We start from the raw sequence: 15,723 nt of genomic DNA, 5'->3' as shown, positions 1-15,723 counted from the left end.
TATCCGCAAGCAATAAAAAAGGCGGCAACCCTAGGGTTGCCGCCCGCAATCTACCACAGGACAGGGGGTAAGGTCAGCGTCAGGCGGAGAGAGAGGCCAGCAGCCCCAGGTCCACCCGTTCGCGCAGTTCCTTGCCTGCCTTGAAATGGGGTACGTATTTTTCCGGAACGCTGACTTTATCCCCGGACTTGGGGTTACGCCCCATTCGCGGCGGCCGGTAGTTCAGCGCGAAGCTGCCGAACCCCCGAATCTCGATACGGTCACCGTGGGCCAGAGCCTCGGTCATGGCATCGAGAATTTCCTTGACCGCGAAATCAGCGTCTTTCGCCACCAGTTGCGGAAACCGCATGGCCAGGCGGGCGATCAGCTCGGATTTGGTCATGCTTGAGCCTTAAAAAGCCATTGAGGGAAAGAAGCCCTCCAGCCCCACCCATCCCCGGTACCGATCCTGTCGGCGCAGCACCGGGAAGCCGGGAGGGGCATGGAAGGGGATTTCTTAGCCCTGGTTGGAGCCGTTCAGCTTGGCCTTCAGCAGCGCACCCAGGTTGGTGGTGCCGGAAGCGGCGGAGCTTTCGGAAGCGAACTTCTGCATGGCTTCGTGTTGCTCGGCCTGATCCTTGGCCTTGATGGACAGGTTCACGTTGCGGGACTTGCGATCCACGTTGATGATCATGGCTTCGAGTTCGTCGCCGACCTTGACCAGCTGGGACAGATCTTCCACGCGGTCACGGGAGTACTCGGAAGCACGCAGGTAGCCTTCAACGTCACCTTCCAGCTGCAGCACGGCACCCTTGGCATCAACGCTCTTCACCACGGCGCGCACGATGGTGTTCTTCTCGTGGGTGGCGATGTAGTTGGTGTAGGGGTCGCCTTCGAGCTGCTTGATACCCAGGGAGATGCGCTCCTTGTCGGTATCGATGGCCAGCACCACGGCCTGCACTTCGTCGCCCTTCTTGAAGTTGCGGATGGCTTCTTCGCCGGTGGTGCTCCAGGACAGGTCGGAAAGGTGCACCAGGCCGTCGATGTTGCCGGGCAGGCCGATGAACACGCCGAAGTCGGTGATGGACTTGATCTGGCCGGAGACCTTGTCGCCCTTCTTGTGGTTCTGGGCGAACTCTTCCCACGGATTGGCCAGGCACTGCTTCATGCCCAGGGAGATACGACGACGGTCTTCGTCGATTTCCAGAATCATGACTTCCACTTCGTCGCCCAGCTGGACAACCTTGGTGGGGTGCACGTTCTTGTTGGTCCAGTCCATTTCGGAGACGTGGACCAGACCTTCGATACCCTGTTCGATTTCAACGAAGGCGCCGTAGTCGGTCAGGTTGGTGACCTTGCCGAACAGGCGGGTACCGGAGGGGTAACGACGGGAGATGCCCACCCACGGATCTTCGCCCAGCTGCTTCAGGCCCAGGGACACGCGGTTCTTTTCGGTGTCGAACTTCAGCACCTTGGCGGTGACTTCGTCGCCCACGGCCAGCACTTCGCTGGGGTGACGCACACGACGCCAGGCCAGGTCGGTGATGTGCAGCAGGCCGTCGATGCCGCCCAGGTCCACGAAGGCGCCGTAGTCGGTGATGTTCTTGACGATACCCTTGACGGTAGCGCCTTCCTGCAGGGTGGACAGCAGCTTCTCGCGCTCTTCGCCCATGGTTTCTTCCAGGACGGCACGGCGGGAAACGACCACGTTGTTACGCTTGCGATCCAGCTTGATGACCTTGAATTCCATGGTCTTGCCTTCGTAAGGAGTGGTGTCCTTGACGGGGCGGATGTCGACCAGGGAGCCGGGCAGGAAGGAGCGGACGCTGTTGGTCATGACGGTCAGACCGCCCTTGACCTTGCCGGTGATGACGCCGGTCACCAGGGTACCTTCGTTCAGGGCCTTTTCCAGATCGTTCCAGGCGGCGATGCGCTTGGCCTTGTCGCGGGAGAGGCGGGTTTCACCGAAGCCGTCTTCCAGCTGTTCGATGGCGACCTGCACGAAGTCGCCGATCTTGGCTTCGACTTCGCCGGCGTCGCTCAGGAATTCTTCGACCGGGATATAGGATTCGGACTTCAGGCCGGCGTTGACGACGACAAAGTTCTGGTCGACGCGAACGACTTCGGCGGTAATCACTTCACCGGAGCGCATCTCCTGGCGGGCCAGGCTCTCTTCGAATAGCGCAGCGAAGGATTCTTGGGAAATGGGGGAAGCAGTAGTCATGGAAAAGGTACCCTAACCGCCTGTACAAGCTGGCGGGAAAAGGTTGAACACCGCCACCGTTCCCCCTTCCTTCCGGCACCCTGCCCGACAGCGGGCGAAAAAATGCGGGGAAAAGGTTCCCGCTTCTTCCAGGAAGTCCGAACGCGAAAGGAATTTCCGATCAGGCTGACGAGGCAGAGGCGTGGAACGGTGACACCAGTCAGGATGCCGAACCGTACCAGTCGAGGACCTGGTCGACCGCCTGGTCGATGGTAAGCCCCGAGGTGTCCAGCAGGACGGCATCCTCATTCTGCTGCAAGGGCGCCACGCTCCGCTCACTATCGCGGCGGTCGCGCTCACGCAAATCCAGCAAAATGGCCTGCATGTTAGCAGGGAACCCTTTGCCGATCAACTGCTTATAACGCCTTTCCGCCCGTACCTCGGCAGAGGCGGTGAGAAAGACCTTGAGCCGGGAGTCGGGGAAGACCACGGACCCGATATCCCGGCCATCCCCCACCAGGCCGGCGCCGCAGCGGAAGACCCGCTGGCGGAACAGCAGGGCGGCCCGCACTGCAGGCAGGGCGGCCACCTTGGAGGCACCCTGGGAAATTTCCTCGGTACGGATGGCCCCCTCCACCTCTTCGCCGGCCAGGCGGATGGAGCCTTCGCCGAAGACCACTTCCAGGCCGGCGGCCACTGCCGCCACCCCGGCTTCGTCATCCCAGTCCACCCCGGCCCGCTGGGCGGCCAGGGCCGTGAGGCGGTAGAGAGCGCCCGAATCCAGATAGCCGAAGCCCAGGGCCGCCGCCACCCGGGCCGCCACCGTACCCTTGCCGGAGGCGGAGGGACCGTCGATGGCGATCACCGGCACGCTGCGGGTGACCGTGGCCAGACGCTCGAAATAATCGGGGAAGGTCTTGGCCACACACTTGGGATCGTTGATGCGCAGGGGCGTGGCAAAGGCGGCCAGGGAGAAGCACATGGCCATGCGATGGTCGTCGTAGGTGTCGATGGCGGCCGGTTTCAGGGCCGGCACAGGCGTCACCTTGAGGTAGTCCGGCCCCTCTTCGACGACAGCCCCCAGCTTCTGCAGTTCGGTGGCCATGGCGGCGATGCGGTCGGTCTCCTTGACCCGCCAGCTGGCGATGTTGCGCAGCACGGTGGTGCCTTCGGCAAAGAGGGCGGCGGTGGCCAGGGTCATGGCCGCATCGGGAATATGGTTGCAGTCCAGGTCGATGGCCTGGAGCTTGCCGCTGGCAGGAGCCCGGGCTTCGATCCAGTTGGGCCCCATCTCGATGCGGGCGCCCATGAGGGCCAGGGCTTCGGCGAAGCGCACGTCGCCCTGGATGGAGTCCTTGCCCACGCCTTCGACCCGCAGGGGGCCGCCGCCGATGGCGCCGGCTGCCAGGAAATAGGAGGCGGAAGAGGCATCCCCTTCCACATAGACCGTGCCGGGAGAGACGTAGCGCACTCCGGCCGGCACGACAAAGGCCTGCCAGCCTTCACGTTGGACCTCCACACCGAAGCGGGCCATGGTGGCCAGGGTGATTTCGATATAGGGCTTGGAAATGAGCTCGCCCACCACCTCCACCCGGGTTTCGACGCCGGTCAGGGGCAGAGCCATGAGCAGGGCAGTCAAAAACTGGCTGGATACGTCGCCGCGGACCTGGAGCACACCGCCGGCGCGGATACTTGCCGGGAAAATTTCCAGGGGCGGGAAGCCGTCGTTGCCCAGGTAACGCACCTCGGCCCCCAGCTGGCGCAGGCCATCCACCAGGTCGCCGATGGGCCGCTCATGCATGCGGGCCACGCCCTTCAGCACATAGTGGCCGCCGGCCAGGGCCAGGGCGGCGGTGAGGGGACGGAAGGCGGTGCCCGCGTTGCCAAGGAACAGCTCGGCCTCCTTCACCGGGAAGGGACCGCCGACACCCGTGATCCGGTAGGCCTCGCCGCCCAGGGACTCCACACCCACGCCCAGCTGCTGCAGCGCCTCCAGCATGCGTTCCGTATCGTCGGAATGGAGCAGGTCCCGCACCTCGGTAACGCCTTCGGCCAGGGCGGCCAGCAGCAGCACCCGGTTGGAAATGCTCTTGGAGCCGGGCAGACGCACGGTGCCGCCGGCGGAAACGAAGGGAGCGAGGTCGAGGAATTCCATGGTCACAACAGCCTTGAGGGGCCGGCGGAGAAGCCCGCCAGCCGGGGGTTAGCGCTTGCCTTCGGCCCAGTCGCGACGGGCCGTGCGGGCGGTATCGAAAATTTCTTCCAGACGGCGACCGTCGCCGGCAGCCAGGGCTTGGTGCAACTCGTCGAGCTGAGCCCGGTAGCTGTCCAGTTCCAGCAGCAGGGCGTCCTTGTTGGCCAGGCAGATGTCCCGCCACATTTCCGGGTGGCTAGCGGCGATGCGGGTGAAATCGCGGAAGCCGCTGGCGGCAAAGGTGAAGAACAGCTCCTTGTTTTCCCGTACCGCCAGATCATGCACCAGGGCGAAGGACAGCAGATGGGGCAGATGGGAAACGGCGGCGAAGACCCGATCATGCTCGGCCGGCGTCAGTTCGTAGATCTGGGCGCCGCACCACTCCCAAGCGGAACGGACCTTGGCCACGTTGAGCACGGAATTCTCCGGCAGGGGCGTCAGCACCACCTTGCGTTCCCGGTAAAGATCGGCCCGGGCAGCCGCGGCACCGGAATTTTCGGCCCCGGCGATGGGATGGGCCGGCACGAACTGGCCGATGCGCTCGCCAAAGGCGGCCCGGGCCGCAGCCACCACGTCGCCCTTGGTGGAGCCGCCGTCGGTGACCACCGTCTCCGGCCCCAGATAGGGCACGATGCGGGCCATGATCTCGGGCATCTGGCCCACCGGCGTGGCCAACAGCACCAGGTCGGCGTCGGACAGTTCATGGGCCGGATTGATGCCGGCCCGGTCGATCACGCCCAGGTCCAGGGCCTGCTGCAGGGACTTGGGGCTGCGCCCGAAGCCCACCACCTCCTCCACCGCGCCGGCCGCCCGCAGGCCCAGGGCGAAAGAACCGCCGATGAGGCCCACACCGAAAATGACTACCTTGTTGAACTCGGCCATGACGCGCGCCTAGAGAGCTTGCACGAAAGAATCCACGGAACGCCGGGGAGGAAGGAATCAATAGACGGCGACCGGGTAGGACCCGAGCACCTTCAGGTAGGCCGCACGCCGGGCCAGTTCGTCCAGGGCCGCCTTGACCCGGGGTTCGTCCCGGTGGCCGTCCACATCGACGAAGAACACGTATTCCCACAGGGTGTGGCGCGCCGGCCGGGATTCCAGGCGGGTCAGGGAGACACCGGCGTCGGCGAAGGGCACCAGCAGGGTATGCAGAGCCCCCGTATTGTTGGGAATAGACATGATCAGGGAGGTCTTGTCCTTGCCCGCCGTGGAGGGGCCGGCGTCGTGGCGGCCCAGCACCACGAAGCGGGTGGTGTTGTTGGGCTCGTCCTCGATGCTCTCGGCCAGCCGGGGCAGGTCGTAGCGGTCCGCCGCCGCCTCGCCAGCGATGGCCGCGGCGCCCTCTTCCTGAGCCGCCATCTGGGCCGCCTGGGCATTGCTGCCGACGGAGATGCGGGGCACGTTGGGCAGGTGGCGGTTCAGCCACTCATGGCACTGGGCCAGGGACTGGGCGTGGGAGTAAACCTTGGTCACCCGGTCCAGGGACGGGGCCTTGGTCAGCAGGTGCTGGTGAATGCGCAGCACCACCTCGCCGCAGATTTTCAGGGAAGTGCCGAGCAGCAGGTCCAGGGTACGGCCGACGGCACCTTCGGTGGAATTTTCCACCGGCGCCACGCCGTAGTTGGCATGGCCGGCTTCCACTTCGCGGAAAACGTCGTCGATGGAGGCCTGGGGCAGGAGCCGGGCGGCATGGCCGAAATGCTTGGTGGATGCGCTTTCCGAGAAGGTGCCCAGGGGCCCGAGGAAGGCGATGCCGAGGGGCTGCTCCAGGGACAGGCAGGCCGACATGACCTCGCGGAAGAACCAGGTGACGCTTTCGCTGGAAAGGGGCCCCTGGTTCATGTCCTGGATGCGGCGCAGGACCTGGGCTTCCCGCTCCGGGCGGTAGATGAAGCCGGCGTCGCCGTGACGGGCCTTGATCTCGCCCACCTGCTGGGCGCAGCGGGCACGGCGGTTGAGCAGGTCGAGCAGCTGGGCGTCGATGGCGTCGATGTCCATGCGCACCACGGACAGTGCGGCCAGCAGGGAGTCCTTGCCGTTGTCGCTATTCTGGCGGTCGCTCATGGTTCAGGCCCGGGACTTGGCGAAAGCATCCATGTACGCCACCAGGGCGCGAACCCCGTCCAGCGGCATGGCGTTGTAGATGGAGGCGCGCATGCCGCCGACGGACTTGTGCCCCTTCAGGGCCAGCAGGCCGGCTTCCTTGGCGCCTGCCAGGAACTCCGCATCGAGGGCGGCATCCCGCAGGGTGAAGGGCACGTTCATCTGGGAACGGCAGGCCGGGTCCACCGGATTGCGGTAGAAACCGTCGCTGCCGTCGATGGCGGCGTAAAGCAGGCGGGCTTTCTCGGCGTTGATGCGGGCCATCTCGTTGATGCCGCCGATGCGCTTCAGCCACTGGAACACCAGCCCGGCCACGTAGATGGCGAAGGTGGGCGGGGTGTTGAGCATGGAGTCGTTCTCGGCCATGACCGCGTAGTCCAGGACCGTCGGCAGACTGGCCGGGGCCTTGCCCAGCAGGTCCTCGCGCACGATCACCAGGGTCAGGCCGGAAGGGCCGATATTCTTCTGGGCGCCGGCATAGATGAGGCCGTAGCGGGAAACGTCCATGGGCCGGGAGAGGATGTGAGAGGACATGTCCGCCACTACCGGCACCCCGGCGGGAACGCCGGCCAGGAAGGCCGCTTCGTCCAGCAGCTCGACGCCGTGGATGGTTTCGTTGGTGCACAGGTGCAGGTAGGCCGCATCAGCATTGACCTGCAATTCGGCCGCGGCCGGCAGACGGGTGAAACCGTCGGCCACGGCAGCCTTGTCTTCCGTGCTGGCGATGCAGCGGGCGGCGGTTTCACCGCAGACCCGCAAAGTTTCCTTGAAGGCCTTCTTGGACCAGGAGCCGGTGACGATGTAGTCGGCCGGCTGCTTGTCCTTAACGCCGGCCAGCAGGTTGAGGGGAACCTGGGCGAACTGCTGGGTGGCGCCGCCCTGCAGGAACAGCACCTTGTAGTTGGCGGGGATGCCCATCAGCTCCCGCAGATCGGCTTCGGCCCGCTGGGCGATGGACGTGAATTCCTTGCCCCGGTGACTCATTTCCATGACGCCGCAACCGGCGCCCTGCCAGTCCAGCATTTCGTCCTGAACCTGCTCCAGCACCTCGGCGGGCAGAGCCGCCGGGCCGGCACTGAAATTCCACAAACGCATTACGCTTCCTCGCTGGCAGCGCTGTCCTCGCCGCCTTCAAGCATTTCGCCGTCCGCCAGTTCGTCGCCGGCCTCGGCATCGGTATCGCCTTCGCTTTCCGCCACCTTTTCCAGGCCGGACAACTTCTCGCCCGCATCCAGGGAAATCAGGGTGACGCCCTGGGTGGCACGACCCAGTTCGCGGATCTCGGCCACCCGGGTGCGAATCAGCACGCCGCCGGTGGTGATGAGCATGACCTCGTCCGCATCGGTCACCAGCTTGGCAGCGACGATCTTGCCGTTACGCTCGCTGGCGGCAATGGCCATGACGCCCTGGGTGCCGCGGCTGGAACGACGGAAGTCGCCCAGGCGGGTGCGCTTGCCGTAGCCGTTCTCGGTGGCCACCAGCACGGTTTCCTCTTCGCTTTCGGCCACCAGCAGGGAAATGACGCTCTGACCTTCCTGCAGCATCATGCCGCGCACGCCGCGGGACTGGCGACCCATGGGGCGCACCTGATCCTCGCCGAACCAGACAGCCTTGCCGCCGTCGGAGACCAGCACGATGTCGCTCTGGCCGGTGGTCAGGTCGGCACCGATCAGGTAGTCGCCCTCGTCCAGATCGACGGCGATGATGCCGGCCTTGCGGGGATTAGAGAAGTTGGCCAGGGAAGTCTTCTTCACGGTGCCCTGGACGGTGCACATGAAGACGTACTTGTCGTCGGAGAATTCCTTCACCGGCAGGATGGCGTTGATCTGCTCGCCCTCTTCCATGGGGAACATGTTGATGATGGGCTTGCCCCGGCTGATGCGGCTGCCCTGGGGCACTTCATAGACCTTGAGCCAGTAGCAGCGGCCCCGGTTGGAGAAGCAGAGGATGTAGTCGTGGGTGTTGGCGACGAAGAGGTGATCGACGAAGTCGTCATCCTTCATGGCAGCCGCCTGCTTGCCGCGGCCGCCGCGGCGCTGGGCCCGGTAGTCGGCCAGGGGCTGGGACTTGATGTAGCCGGTGTGGGACAGGGTCACCACCATGTCCTGGGGCGTGATCAGGTCTTCGATGCCCAGGTCCTGGGCGTAGGCCACGATCTCGGAGCGCCGGTCGTCGCCGAACTGGTCGCGGATGGCGGTCAGTTCCTCGCCGATGATCTCGGTGACGCGCTCGGGGCGGGCCAGGATGTCCATCAGGTCGGCGATCTTTTCCAGCAGTTCCTTGTAATCGGCGACGATCTTGTCCCGCTCCAGGCCGGTCAGGCGCTGCAGACGCAGTTCCAGGATGGCCTGGGCCTGGGCTTCGGTGAGGCGGTAGCCCTGGGCGGAGAGGCCGTACTCGGGCGCAATGCCTTCGGGACGGGTGGCATCCAGGCTGGCCCGGGCCAGCATTTCGGTAACGGTGGCGGAAACCCACATGCGGGCCATCAGCTCGCGGCGGGCATCGGCCGGAGTGGGCGCGGCCTTGATCAGGGCGATGATTTCGTCCACGTTGTCCAGGGCTACGGCCAGACCTTCCTGGGTGTGGGCCTTTTCCCGGGCCTTGCGCAGTTCGAAGACGGTGCGGCGGTTAAGCACTTCGCGGCGGTGGGCCAGGAAGCATTCCAGCATCTGCTTCAGGTTGAGCAGGCGCGGCTGGCCATCCACCAGGGCCACCATGTTCATGCCGAAGGTGTCCTGCAGCTGGGTCATCTTGAACAGGTTGTTCAGGACCACTTCGGGCATCTCGCCCCGCTTCAGTTCGATCACCACCCGCATGCCGGACTTGTCGGACTCGTCCCGCAGGTCGGAGATGCCTTCGATGCGCTTTTCGTTGACCAGCTCGCCGATCTTTTCCAGCAGGGTGCGCTTGTTAACCTGGTAGGGCAGCTCGTCGATGATCAGGGCCTGGCGGTTGCCCTTGTCCAGGTCTTCCACGTGGGTCTTGGCCCGCATCACCACCCGGCCGCGGCCGGTGCGGTAGCCCTCGCGCACCCCGGCGACGCCGTAGATGATGCCGGCGGTGGGGAAGTCGGGGGCCGGAATGATGTCGATCAGCTCGTCGATGGTCAGGTTCGGGTTCTGCAGCAGTGCCAGACAGGCGGCCACCACCTCGCCCAGGTTGTGGGGCGGGATGTTGGTGGCCATACCCACGGCGATGCCGGAGGAGCCGTTGATCAGCAGGTTGGGGATGCGGGCCGGCAGGATCAGGGGTTCCTGCTCGGAGCCGTCGTAGTTGGGGCCGAAGTCGACGGTTTCCTTGTCGATGTCTTCCAGCAGCTGATGCCCGATGCGGGCCATGCGCACTTCCGTGTACCGCATGGCAGCAGCGTTGTCGCCGTCCACCGAACCGAAGTTGCCCTGGCCGTCCACCAGCATGTAGCGCAGGGAAAAGTCCTGGGCCATGCGCACGATGGTGTCGTACACCGCCGTATCGCCGTGGGGGTGGTACTTACCAATGACGTCGCCGACGATACGGGCGGACTTCTTGTAGGCCTTGTTCCAGTCGTTGCCCAGTTCATGCATGGCAAACAGGACCCGGCGATGCACGGGCTTGAGGCCGTCCCGCACATCCGGCAGCGCCCGGCCGACGATCACGCTCATGGCGTAATCCAGGTAGGAACGGCGCATTTCCTCTTCGAGGCTGATTGGCAGGGTTTCTTTGGCGAATTGATCCATAGGTCTCGGGCGGCCGCCGGAGCGGCTCTGGGAGGATTTCCGGTGGAAATGAAGGGGGAGATTCTAGCACGCCGGCCTCCCCGCCGTCAGAACGCCCCCACGGCCGGGGATATCCCGGCGGAATCCCTTCCCGCTCCGCCGGAATCGGTTGTATCCCCCGAAAATCTTTGGTTAAATCGCCCATACATTGCCGTATGTGCAATGGTAGGCAAAGAAAGGCCCCCTAAGGCCACACCTGAGACACCACCCACGAGGAGGGACAAATCTTGAAAAAGCAGAACCTGACCACCATCATCGCCGCCCTGGGCGCCATTGCCTGTGCCGCCCCGGCCCTGGCCCAGACACCAACCGCCGCCTATCTCACCGACACCCGCAATGTGGTGGCCAAGAGCGGCTTCGGCCTGTGCTGGCGCACCAGCGCCTGGACCCCGGCGGCCGCCCTGGCCGAATGCGATCCGGACCTGACCAAGGCAGCCCCCGCCGCCGCCGCACCGGCCGCCACCGCAGCCGCCAAGAAGTGCGACTTCACCGTCACCCTGCAGAGCGACGAGCTCTTCACCTTCAACAAGGCCGCCCTTACCGGCGCCGCCCAGAAACGCCTGGACAGCGACGTGGTGGGCAAGCTGAGCTCCTGTGCTTCCGTCTCCATGATCATGATCACCGGCCACACAGATCGCCTGGGCTCCCAGGCATACAACCAGAAGCTGTCCGAAAAGCGCGCCGATGCAGTCAAGGCCTATCTGCTGAAGAAGGGCGTGCCGGCCGACACGGTGGACACCATGGGTGCCGGCAAGACCCAGCCGGCCCAGGGCGTCAAATGTGATGACTCCCTGCCCCGGCAGAAGCTGATCGCCTGCCTAGCCCCCAGCCGCCGCGTGGTGGTCGAGGTCAAGGGCAGCGCCAAGTAACAGCAGTTGCAGACAGACGCCCCGCCCCATACGGCGGGGCTTTTTTGTTCACTCACCACCCCACACCCGATGACCTCCTCCCCCACTCCCGCCGACAACATCGACCTCCTGATCGAGGCGCGCTGGATCATCCCGGTCAGACCCTTCGGCGTCACCCTGGAAAACCATGCCGTCGCCGTCAGCGGAGGCAACATCGTCGCCGTGCTGCCCCAGGCGGAGGCCCGGGAACGCTTCACTCCGCGCAAGACGGTACATCTGGGCGAACAGCTACTGATTCCCGGCCTGGTCAATCTGCACACCCACGCTGCCATGAGCCTGCTGCGCGGCCTGGCCGACGACCTGCCCCTGATGACCTGGCTGCAGGAGCACATCTGGCCGGCAGAGGGACGTTTCGTCTCCCGAGAGTTCGTCCGCGACGGCACTCTGCTGGCGGCAGCCGAAATGCTGCAGGGCGGCATCACCTGTTTCAACGACATGTACTTCTTCCCCCGGGAAGCGGCCGCCGCCGCCCAGCAAATGGGGATGCGGGCTGCCCTGGGCCTGGTGGTGCTGGACTTTCCCAACGCCTACGCCAGCGGCGCCGAGGACTACCTGGAAAAAGGCCTGGCCGCCCGGGACGACCTGCGCAACGAACCCCTCCTCTCCTTCTGCCTGGCCCCCCATGCGCCGTATACGGTCTCCGACCAGACCTTCGAGCGCATCCTGCCCCTGGCAGAACAGCTGGACATTCCGATCCACCTGCACCTGCACGAAACCACGACTGAAATCGAGGAAAGCCTGAAGCAATACGGCGTACGTCCCCTGGAACGCCTGCGCCGCCTGGGACTGGTGGGCCCCGGCCTGATTGCCGTTCACGCCGTCCACCTGCAAGCGGCAGAAATTGCCCTGCTGGCCACCCACGGCTGCTCCGTTGCCCACTGCCCGGCCTCCAACCTCAAGCTGGCCAGCGGCATCACCCCTGTTGCCGAACTGCTGCAAGCCGGCGTCAATGTCGGCATCGGCACCGACGGCGCCGCCAGCAACAACCGCCTCGACCTCCTGGCCGAAATGCGCCTGGCCGCCCTGCTGGCCAAGGGCGCCAGCGGCAACGCACAGGCCCTGGGCGCCCACCAGGCCCTGCAGGCTGCCACCCTTGCCGGTGCCCGGGCGCTGGGCATGGAAGACAAAATAGGTACAATTGAGTCTGGCAAAGCTGCCGACCTCTGCGCCATCGACCTTTCATCCCCCGAACTTTCCCCCTGCTACGACCCCGCATCCCACGCCGTATATGCGGCCGGGAGGGAGCATGTCTCCCACGTCTGGGTTGCAGGGCAATTAAGGGTGGAGAACGGCTCCCTGTGCGGAATCGGGAAAAATGATTTGATCAGCCTTGCCAAAGTATGGCAGAATAAAATTCGAGATTAGTCTCGGGCCGAACCCACGCAAAAATAAGGGGTTGCGCCGTTGCTGATTCAGCTGCCTTTCACGAACACGAGGTAAAAGAGAGATGACCAACAAATTCGCCAAAAAGTCCCTGCTGGTTCTGCTTGCCGCCGGCCTGAGCCTGGGCGCCACCATGGCCCAAGCCCAAACCACCGACAAGGGTGCCTACCTGACCGATACCCGTAACGAAGTTGCCCGCAGCGGTTTCGGCCTCTGCTGGCGCACCGGCTACTGGACCCCCGCCGCCGCCATCGCCGAGTGTGATGGCGATCTGGTGAAGGCCGGTGCCGCTGCCAAGGACGCCGGTGGCGTCAAGCCCGTCGGCGCCAAGATCACCCTGTCCGCCGACGCCCTGTTCGACTTCGACAAGGCCGTGCTGCGCGCCGAAGGCAAGTCCAAGCTGGACGAGCTGGTGGTCAAGGCCAAGGAAATCAACCTGGAAGTGATCATCGCCGTGGGTCACGCTGACCGCATCGGCAAGGATGCTTACAACCAGAAGCTGTCCGAGCGTCGCGCTGCCGCCGTCAAGGAATACCTGGTGAGCAAGGGCATCGAAGCCAACCGCGTCTACACCGAAGGCAAGGGTGAAAAGCAGCCCGTGACCGCCGGCAAGTGCGGCAAGAGCGAAAAGAAGACCAAGGCCCTGATCGAGTGCCTGCAGCCTGACCGTCGCGTTGAAATCGAAGTGATCGGCACCAAGTAATCCTGCGCCGTTCCTGTAAAAAGCCCTGCATTCGCAGGGCTTTTTTCTTTCCTAGCCTCTCCCTTGCCATATTTCAGCCATGATTAACGCCGATCCCAACGAACTGCAGAAATTCAGTGACCTGGCCCACCGCTGGTGGGACCCCAAGAGCGAGTTCAAGCCGCTCCACGACATCAACCCCCTGCGTCTCGACTGGATCGACGCCAATGTGGGGCTGGCCGGCAAAAAAGTGCTGGATGTGGGATGCGGCGGCGGCCTGCTCAGCGAGGGCATGGCCGAACGGGGCGCCCAGGTGACCGGCATCGACCTCTCGGAAAAGGCCCTCGGCGTCGCCCGCCTGCACCTGCTGGAAAGCGGCCGCAGCGTGGACTACCGCCACATCTCCGCCGAGTCCCTAGCAGCCGAAATGCCGGGCAGTTTCGACGTGGTCACCTGCCTGGAAATGCTGGAGCACGTGCCGGACCCCGCCAGCACGGTGGCAGCCTGCGCCAGGCTGGTCAAGCCGGGCGGCCAGGTCTTCCTGTCCACCCTCAATCGCAATCCCAAGTCCTACCTGCTCGCAGTCATTGGCGCCGAATATCTCCTGCAGATGCTGCCCAAGGGCACCCACGACTACGCCAAATTCATCAAGCCATCCGAACTGGCACGTCATTGCAAGGCAGCCGACCTGGAAGTGGCCGAAATCATCGGCATGACCTACAACCCCTTCACCCAGCGCTACAGCCTGGGTCGGGACACTTCGGTGAACTACCTGCTGCGCACCGTGCGCAATGCCTGAAGCGGTACTGTTCGACCTGGACGGCACCCTGGCGGACACGGCTCCCGACCTGGGAGCCGCGCTCAACCGGGTACGCCAGGACTACAACCTACCGCCCCTTCCCCTGGACACCCTGCGCCCCCACACCTCCCAGGGAGGCAGGGGCCTGCTGCGGGTCGGCATGGGCGTTACCCCCCAGGATGACAGCTACGCCGAACTTTACCGCCGCTTCATCCAGCACTATGAAGAGCGGCTCTGCCACCATACGACACTGTTCCCGGGCATGGCCGAGCTGCTCGCACAGCTGGAACAACGCCGCATTCCCTGGGGCGTGGTCACCAACAAGAGTGAGCGCCTGACCCATCCGCTGCTGCAACAGATGGATCTGGCTCACCGCTGCGCCTGCATTGTCTGCGGCGACTCGACCCCCAACCCAAAGCCGGCACCTGATCCCTTGCTGCTGGCAGCCCAATTGCTGGGTCTGCCCACCCAGGACTGCTGCTACCTGGGCGACGACCTGCGGGACATTCAGGCCGGCAACGCCTGCGCCATGATGACCATCGGCGTCCGCTGGGGCTATCTGGGCACGGAACACCCGCCGGAGACCTGGGGCGCCGACCACCTGATCGACCACCCCGACGAAGTATCGCCCCTGCTCGGCCCGGCCCGCTGAAAGCCAGTCGCCTCGCCGCGCCAGGATTACGGCAGATATCAGACCACCGCCCCTTGAAGTTCCGGGGGGCAGCCCCCATAATGCTGGTCATGGTTGTAATTCCGGCAATCTGGAGGCGTTCTGGACGCGGGTTCGATTCCCGCCACCTCCACCTAAGAGTTTCGGAGAGTTCTTAGGTGGGGGTGTACTGGCTTCGACAGGGCGGGCAAAGGTGCGCAGGCAACTCGTCAGGCGATCGACGTTAATGAAGCAAATCTCCAAACGCCAACGATGAGCGTTTCGCAATCGCCGCTTAAGGCTTTTGCCGAGGCTGCTTGAGCCTTGTTACCAAAGAAAAGCCGGTGGGGACTTCGGTCCCCATCGTTATTTCCAATTCCCAAAATGTAGCTTCCTCGCCTCAGGCAACGCCTGTTGTCTCTTTCCGAGAGCGTTGGTACAGCAGCTACTGAAACTCCCCCATAAAGCAGCACCCGCAAGACCCAGGCAATCACTCGCCCAACCGCAAGCCGGTTTTTTTCAGGATGCGGGTGGAAAAGAGGATGTCCCGGGCGCCCAGGGCGCCGGGGAACTCGGCCTGGATCAGGGTGGCGATGCGCCCGACTTCGGCTTCGACTTCCGCCCGGCTCTTGCCGTGGACCATGGCGAAGAGGTTGTAGGGCCAGGCCGGCGGATGGTCCGGTCGGCGATAGCAGTGGGTGACCGATTGCAGCCCGCCGACCCGCTTGCCGACGGCGTCGATCACCGCCGGGTCGATCTGCCAAACGCTCATGCCGTTGGCGGTGTAGCCGATGGCGTAGTGGTTGGGCACGGCGCCGATGCGGCGGATGGCGCCCGCTGCCAGCAGGCGGGCCAGTCGCTGCCGTATCTCGGTTTCGGCCACGCCCAGCTGCTCCGCCAGGACCAGGTAGGGACGCGGCACCAGGGGCAGGCCGGCCTGGGTGGCAAGCACGATGCGGCGATCCAGGTCATCCATGGGGAAAGTGGCGTCCATCAACGGTTTCCTGGCAGACAGCTTGCAGACGCCATACCCGTCCCCGACGGAACGGCATACCGGCATTGCCCCCG

13 protein-coding genes and 1 other RNA gene are annotated in these 15,723 nt (G+C 64.6%); 6 read left to right on the top strand and 8 right to left on the bottom strand.

Translation table 11 applies throughout. The annotated features are described in order from the left end of the window. Positions 1-79: 79 nt before the first annotated feature. The 7 genes from AC3QLZ_RS16605 to gyrA form a co-directional block, all read right to left on the bottom strand. Positions 80-382, bottom strand: coding sequence for an integration host factor subunit beta (locus AC3QLZ_RS16605; protein WP_014237016.1), 303 nt, complete (start codon positions 380-382; stop codon positions 80-82). A 114-nt stretch (positions 383-496) separates the two neighbouring features. Further along, positions 497-2,203, bottom strand: coding sequence for a 30S ribosomal protein S1 (gene rpsA / locus AC3QLZ_RS16600; protein ID WP_014237015.1), 1,707 nt, complete (start codon positions 2,201-2,203; stop codon positions 497-499). Positions 2,204-2,402: 199 nt separating this feature from the next. Continuing rightward, positions 2,403-4,337 carry a bifunctional 3-phosphoshikimate 1-carboxyvinyltransferase/cytidylate kinase gene (locus tag AC3QLZ_RS16595; protein ID WP_014237014.1) on the bottom strand — a complete coding sequence of 645 codons (1,935 nt, stop codon included), beginning with the start codon at positions 4,335-4,337 and terminating at the stop codon, positions 2,403-2,405. Positions 4,338-4,385: 48 nt separating this feature from the next. Next, positions 4,386-5,258, bottom strand: a complete 873-nt coding sequence (locus tag AC3QLZ_RS16590) for a prephenate dehydrogenase (RefSeq protein WP_014237013.1) — start codon at positions 5,256-5,258, stop codon at positions 4,386-4,388. A gap of 57 nt (positions 5,259-5,315) precedes the next feature. After that, complete coding sequence (gene pheA, locus AC3QLZ_RS16585; protein ID WP_014237012.1) at positions 5,316-6,440, bottom strand: prephenate dehydratase; 1,125 nt, start codon at positions 6,438-6,440, stop codon at positions 5,316-5,318. Positions 6,441-6,443: 3 nt separating this feature from the next. After that, positions 6,444-7,574, bottom strand: coding sequence for a 3-phosphoserine/phosphohydroxythreonine transaminase (gene serC, locus AC3QLZ_RS16580; protein ID WP_014237011.1), 1,131 nt, complete (start codon positions 7,572-7,574; stop codon positions 6,444-6,446). Then, positions 7,574-10,195, bottom strand: a complete 2,622-nt coding sequence (gene gyrA / locus AC3QLZ_RS16575; RefSeq protein ID WP_014237010.1) for a DNA gyrase subunit A — start codon at positions 10,193-10,195, stop codon at positions 7,574-7,576. The genes serC and gyrA overlap by 1 nt, the downstream gene beginning before the upstream one ends. A 266-nt stretch (positions 10,196-10,461) precedes the next feature. On the opposite strand from gyrA, the gene AC3QLZ_RS16570 reads away from it, so the two are divergent. The 6 genes from AC3QLZ_RS16570 (at position 10,462) to ssrA (ending at position 15,021) form a co-directional block, all read left to right on the top strand. After that, positions 10,462-11,103, top strand: a complete 642-nt coding sequence (locus tag AC3QLZ_RS16570) for an OmpA family protein (protein WP_014237009.1) — start codon at positions 10,462-10,464, stop codon at positions 11,101-11,103. 69 nt (positions 11,104-11,172) lie between these two features. Further along, positions 11,173-12,507, top strand: coding sequence for a TRZ/ATZ family hydrolase (locus AC3QLZ_RS16565; RefSeq protein WP_014237008.1), 1,335 nt, complete (start codon positions 11,173-11,175; stop codon positions 12,505-12,507). A gap of 82 nt (positions 12,508-12,589) precedes the next feature. Then, positions 12,590-13,228 (top strand): outer membrane protein OmpA, encoded by a 639-nt coding sequence (gene ompA, locus AC3QLZ_RS16560; RefSeq protein WP_014237007.1) that lies wholly within the window; start codon positions 12,590-12,592, stop codon positions 13,226-13,228. A gap of 79 nt (positions 13,229-13,307) precedes the next feature. Continuing rightward, complete coding sequence (gene ubiG / locus AC3QLZ_RS16555) at positions 13,308-14,006, top strand: bifunctional 2-polyprenyl-6-hydroxyphenol methylase/3-demethylubiquinol 3-O-methyltransferase UbiG (RefSeq protein WP_014237006.1); 699 nt, start codon at positions 13,308-13,310, stop codon at positions 14,004-14,006. Further along, a complete protein-coding gene (locus AC3QLZ_RS16550; RefSeq protein ID WP_014237005.1) occupies positions 13,999-14,658 on the top strand; it encodes an HAD family hydrolase in 660 nt (219 codons plus the stop codon). The genes ubiG and AC3QLZ_RS16550 overlap by 8 nt, the downstream gene beginning before the upstream one ends. Before the next feature lie 39 nt (positions 14,659-14,697). Next, positions 14,698-15,021, top strand: a transfer-messenger RNA (tmRNA) gene (gene ssrA / locus AC3QLZ_RS16545). A gap of 124 nt (positions 15,022-15,145) precedes the next feature. Here the strand turns inward: ssrA and ahbB are convergent. Continuing rightward, entirely contained in the window at positions 15,146-15,649 is a 504-nt protein-coding gene (gene ahbB / locus AC3QLZ_RS16540) for a siroheme decarboxylase subunit beta (RefSeq protein ID WP_014237004.1), read from the bottom strand. Between the last annotated feature and the right edge of the window lie 74 nt (positions 15,650-15,723).

It is taken from the genome of Azospira sp. MPR-LB4, assembly GCF_058809525.1.
This window is presented reverse-complemented; position numbering and strand designations above follow the sequence as displayed.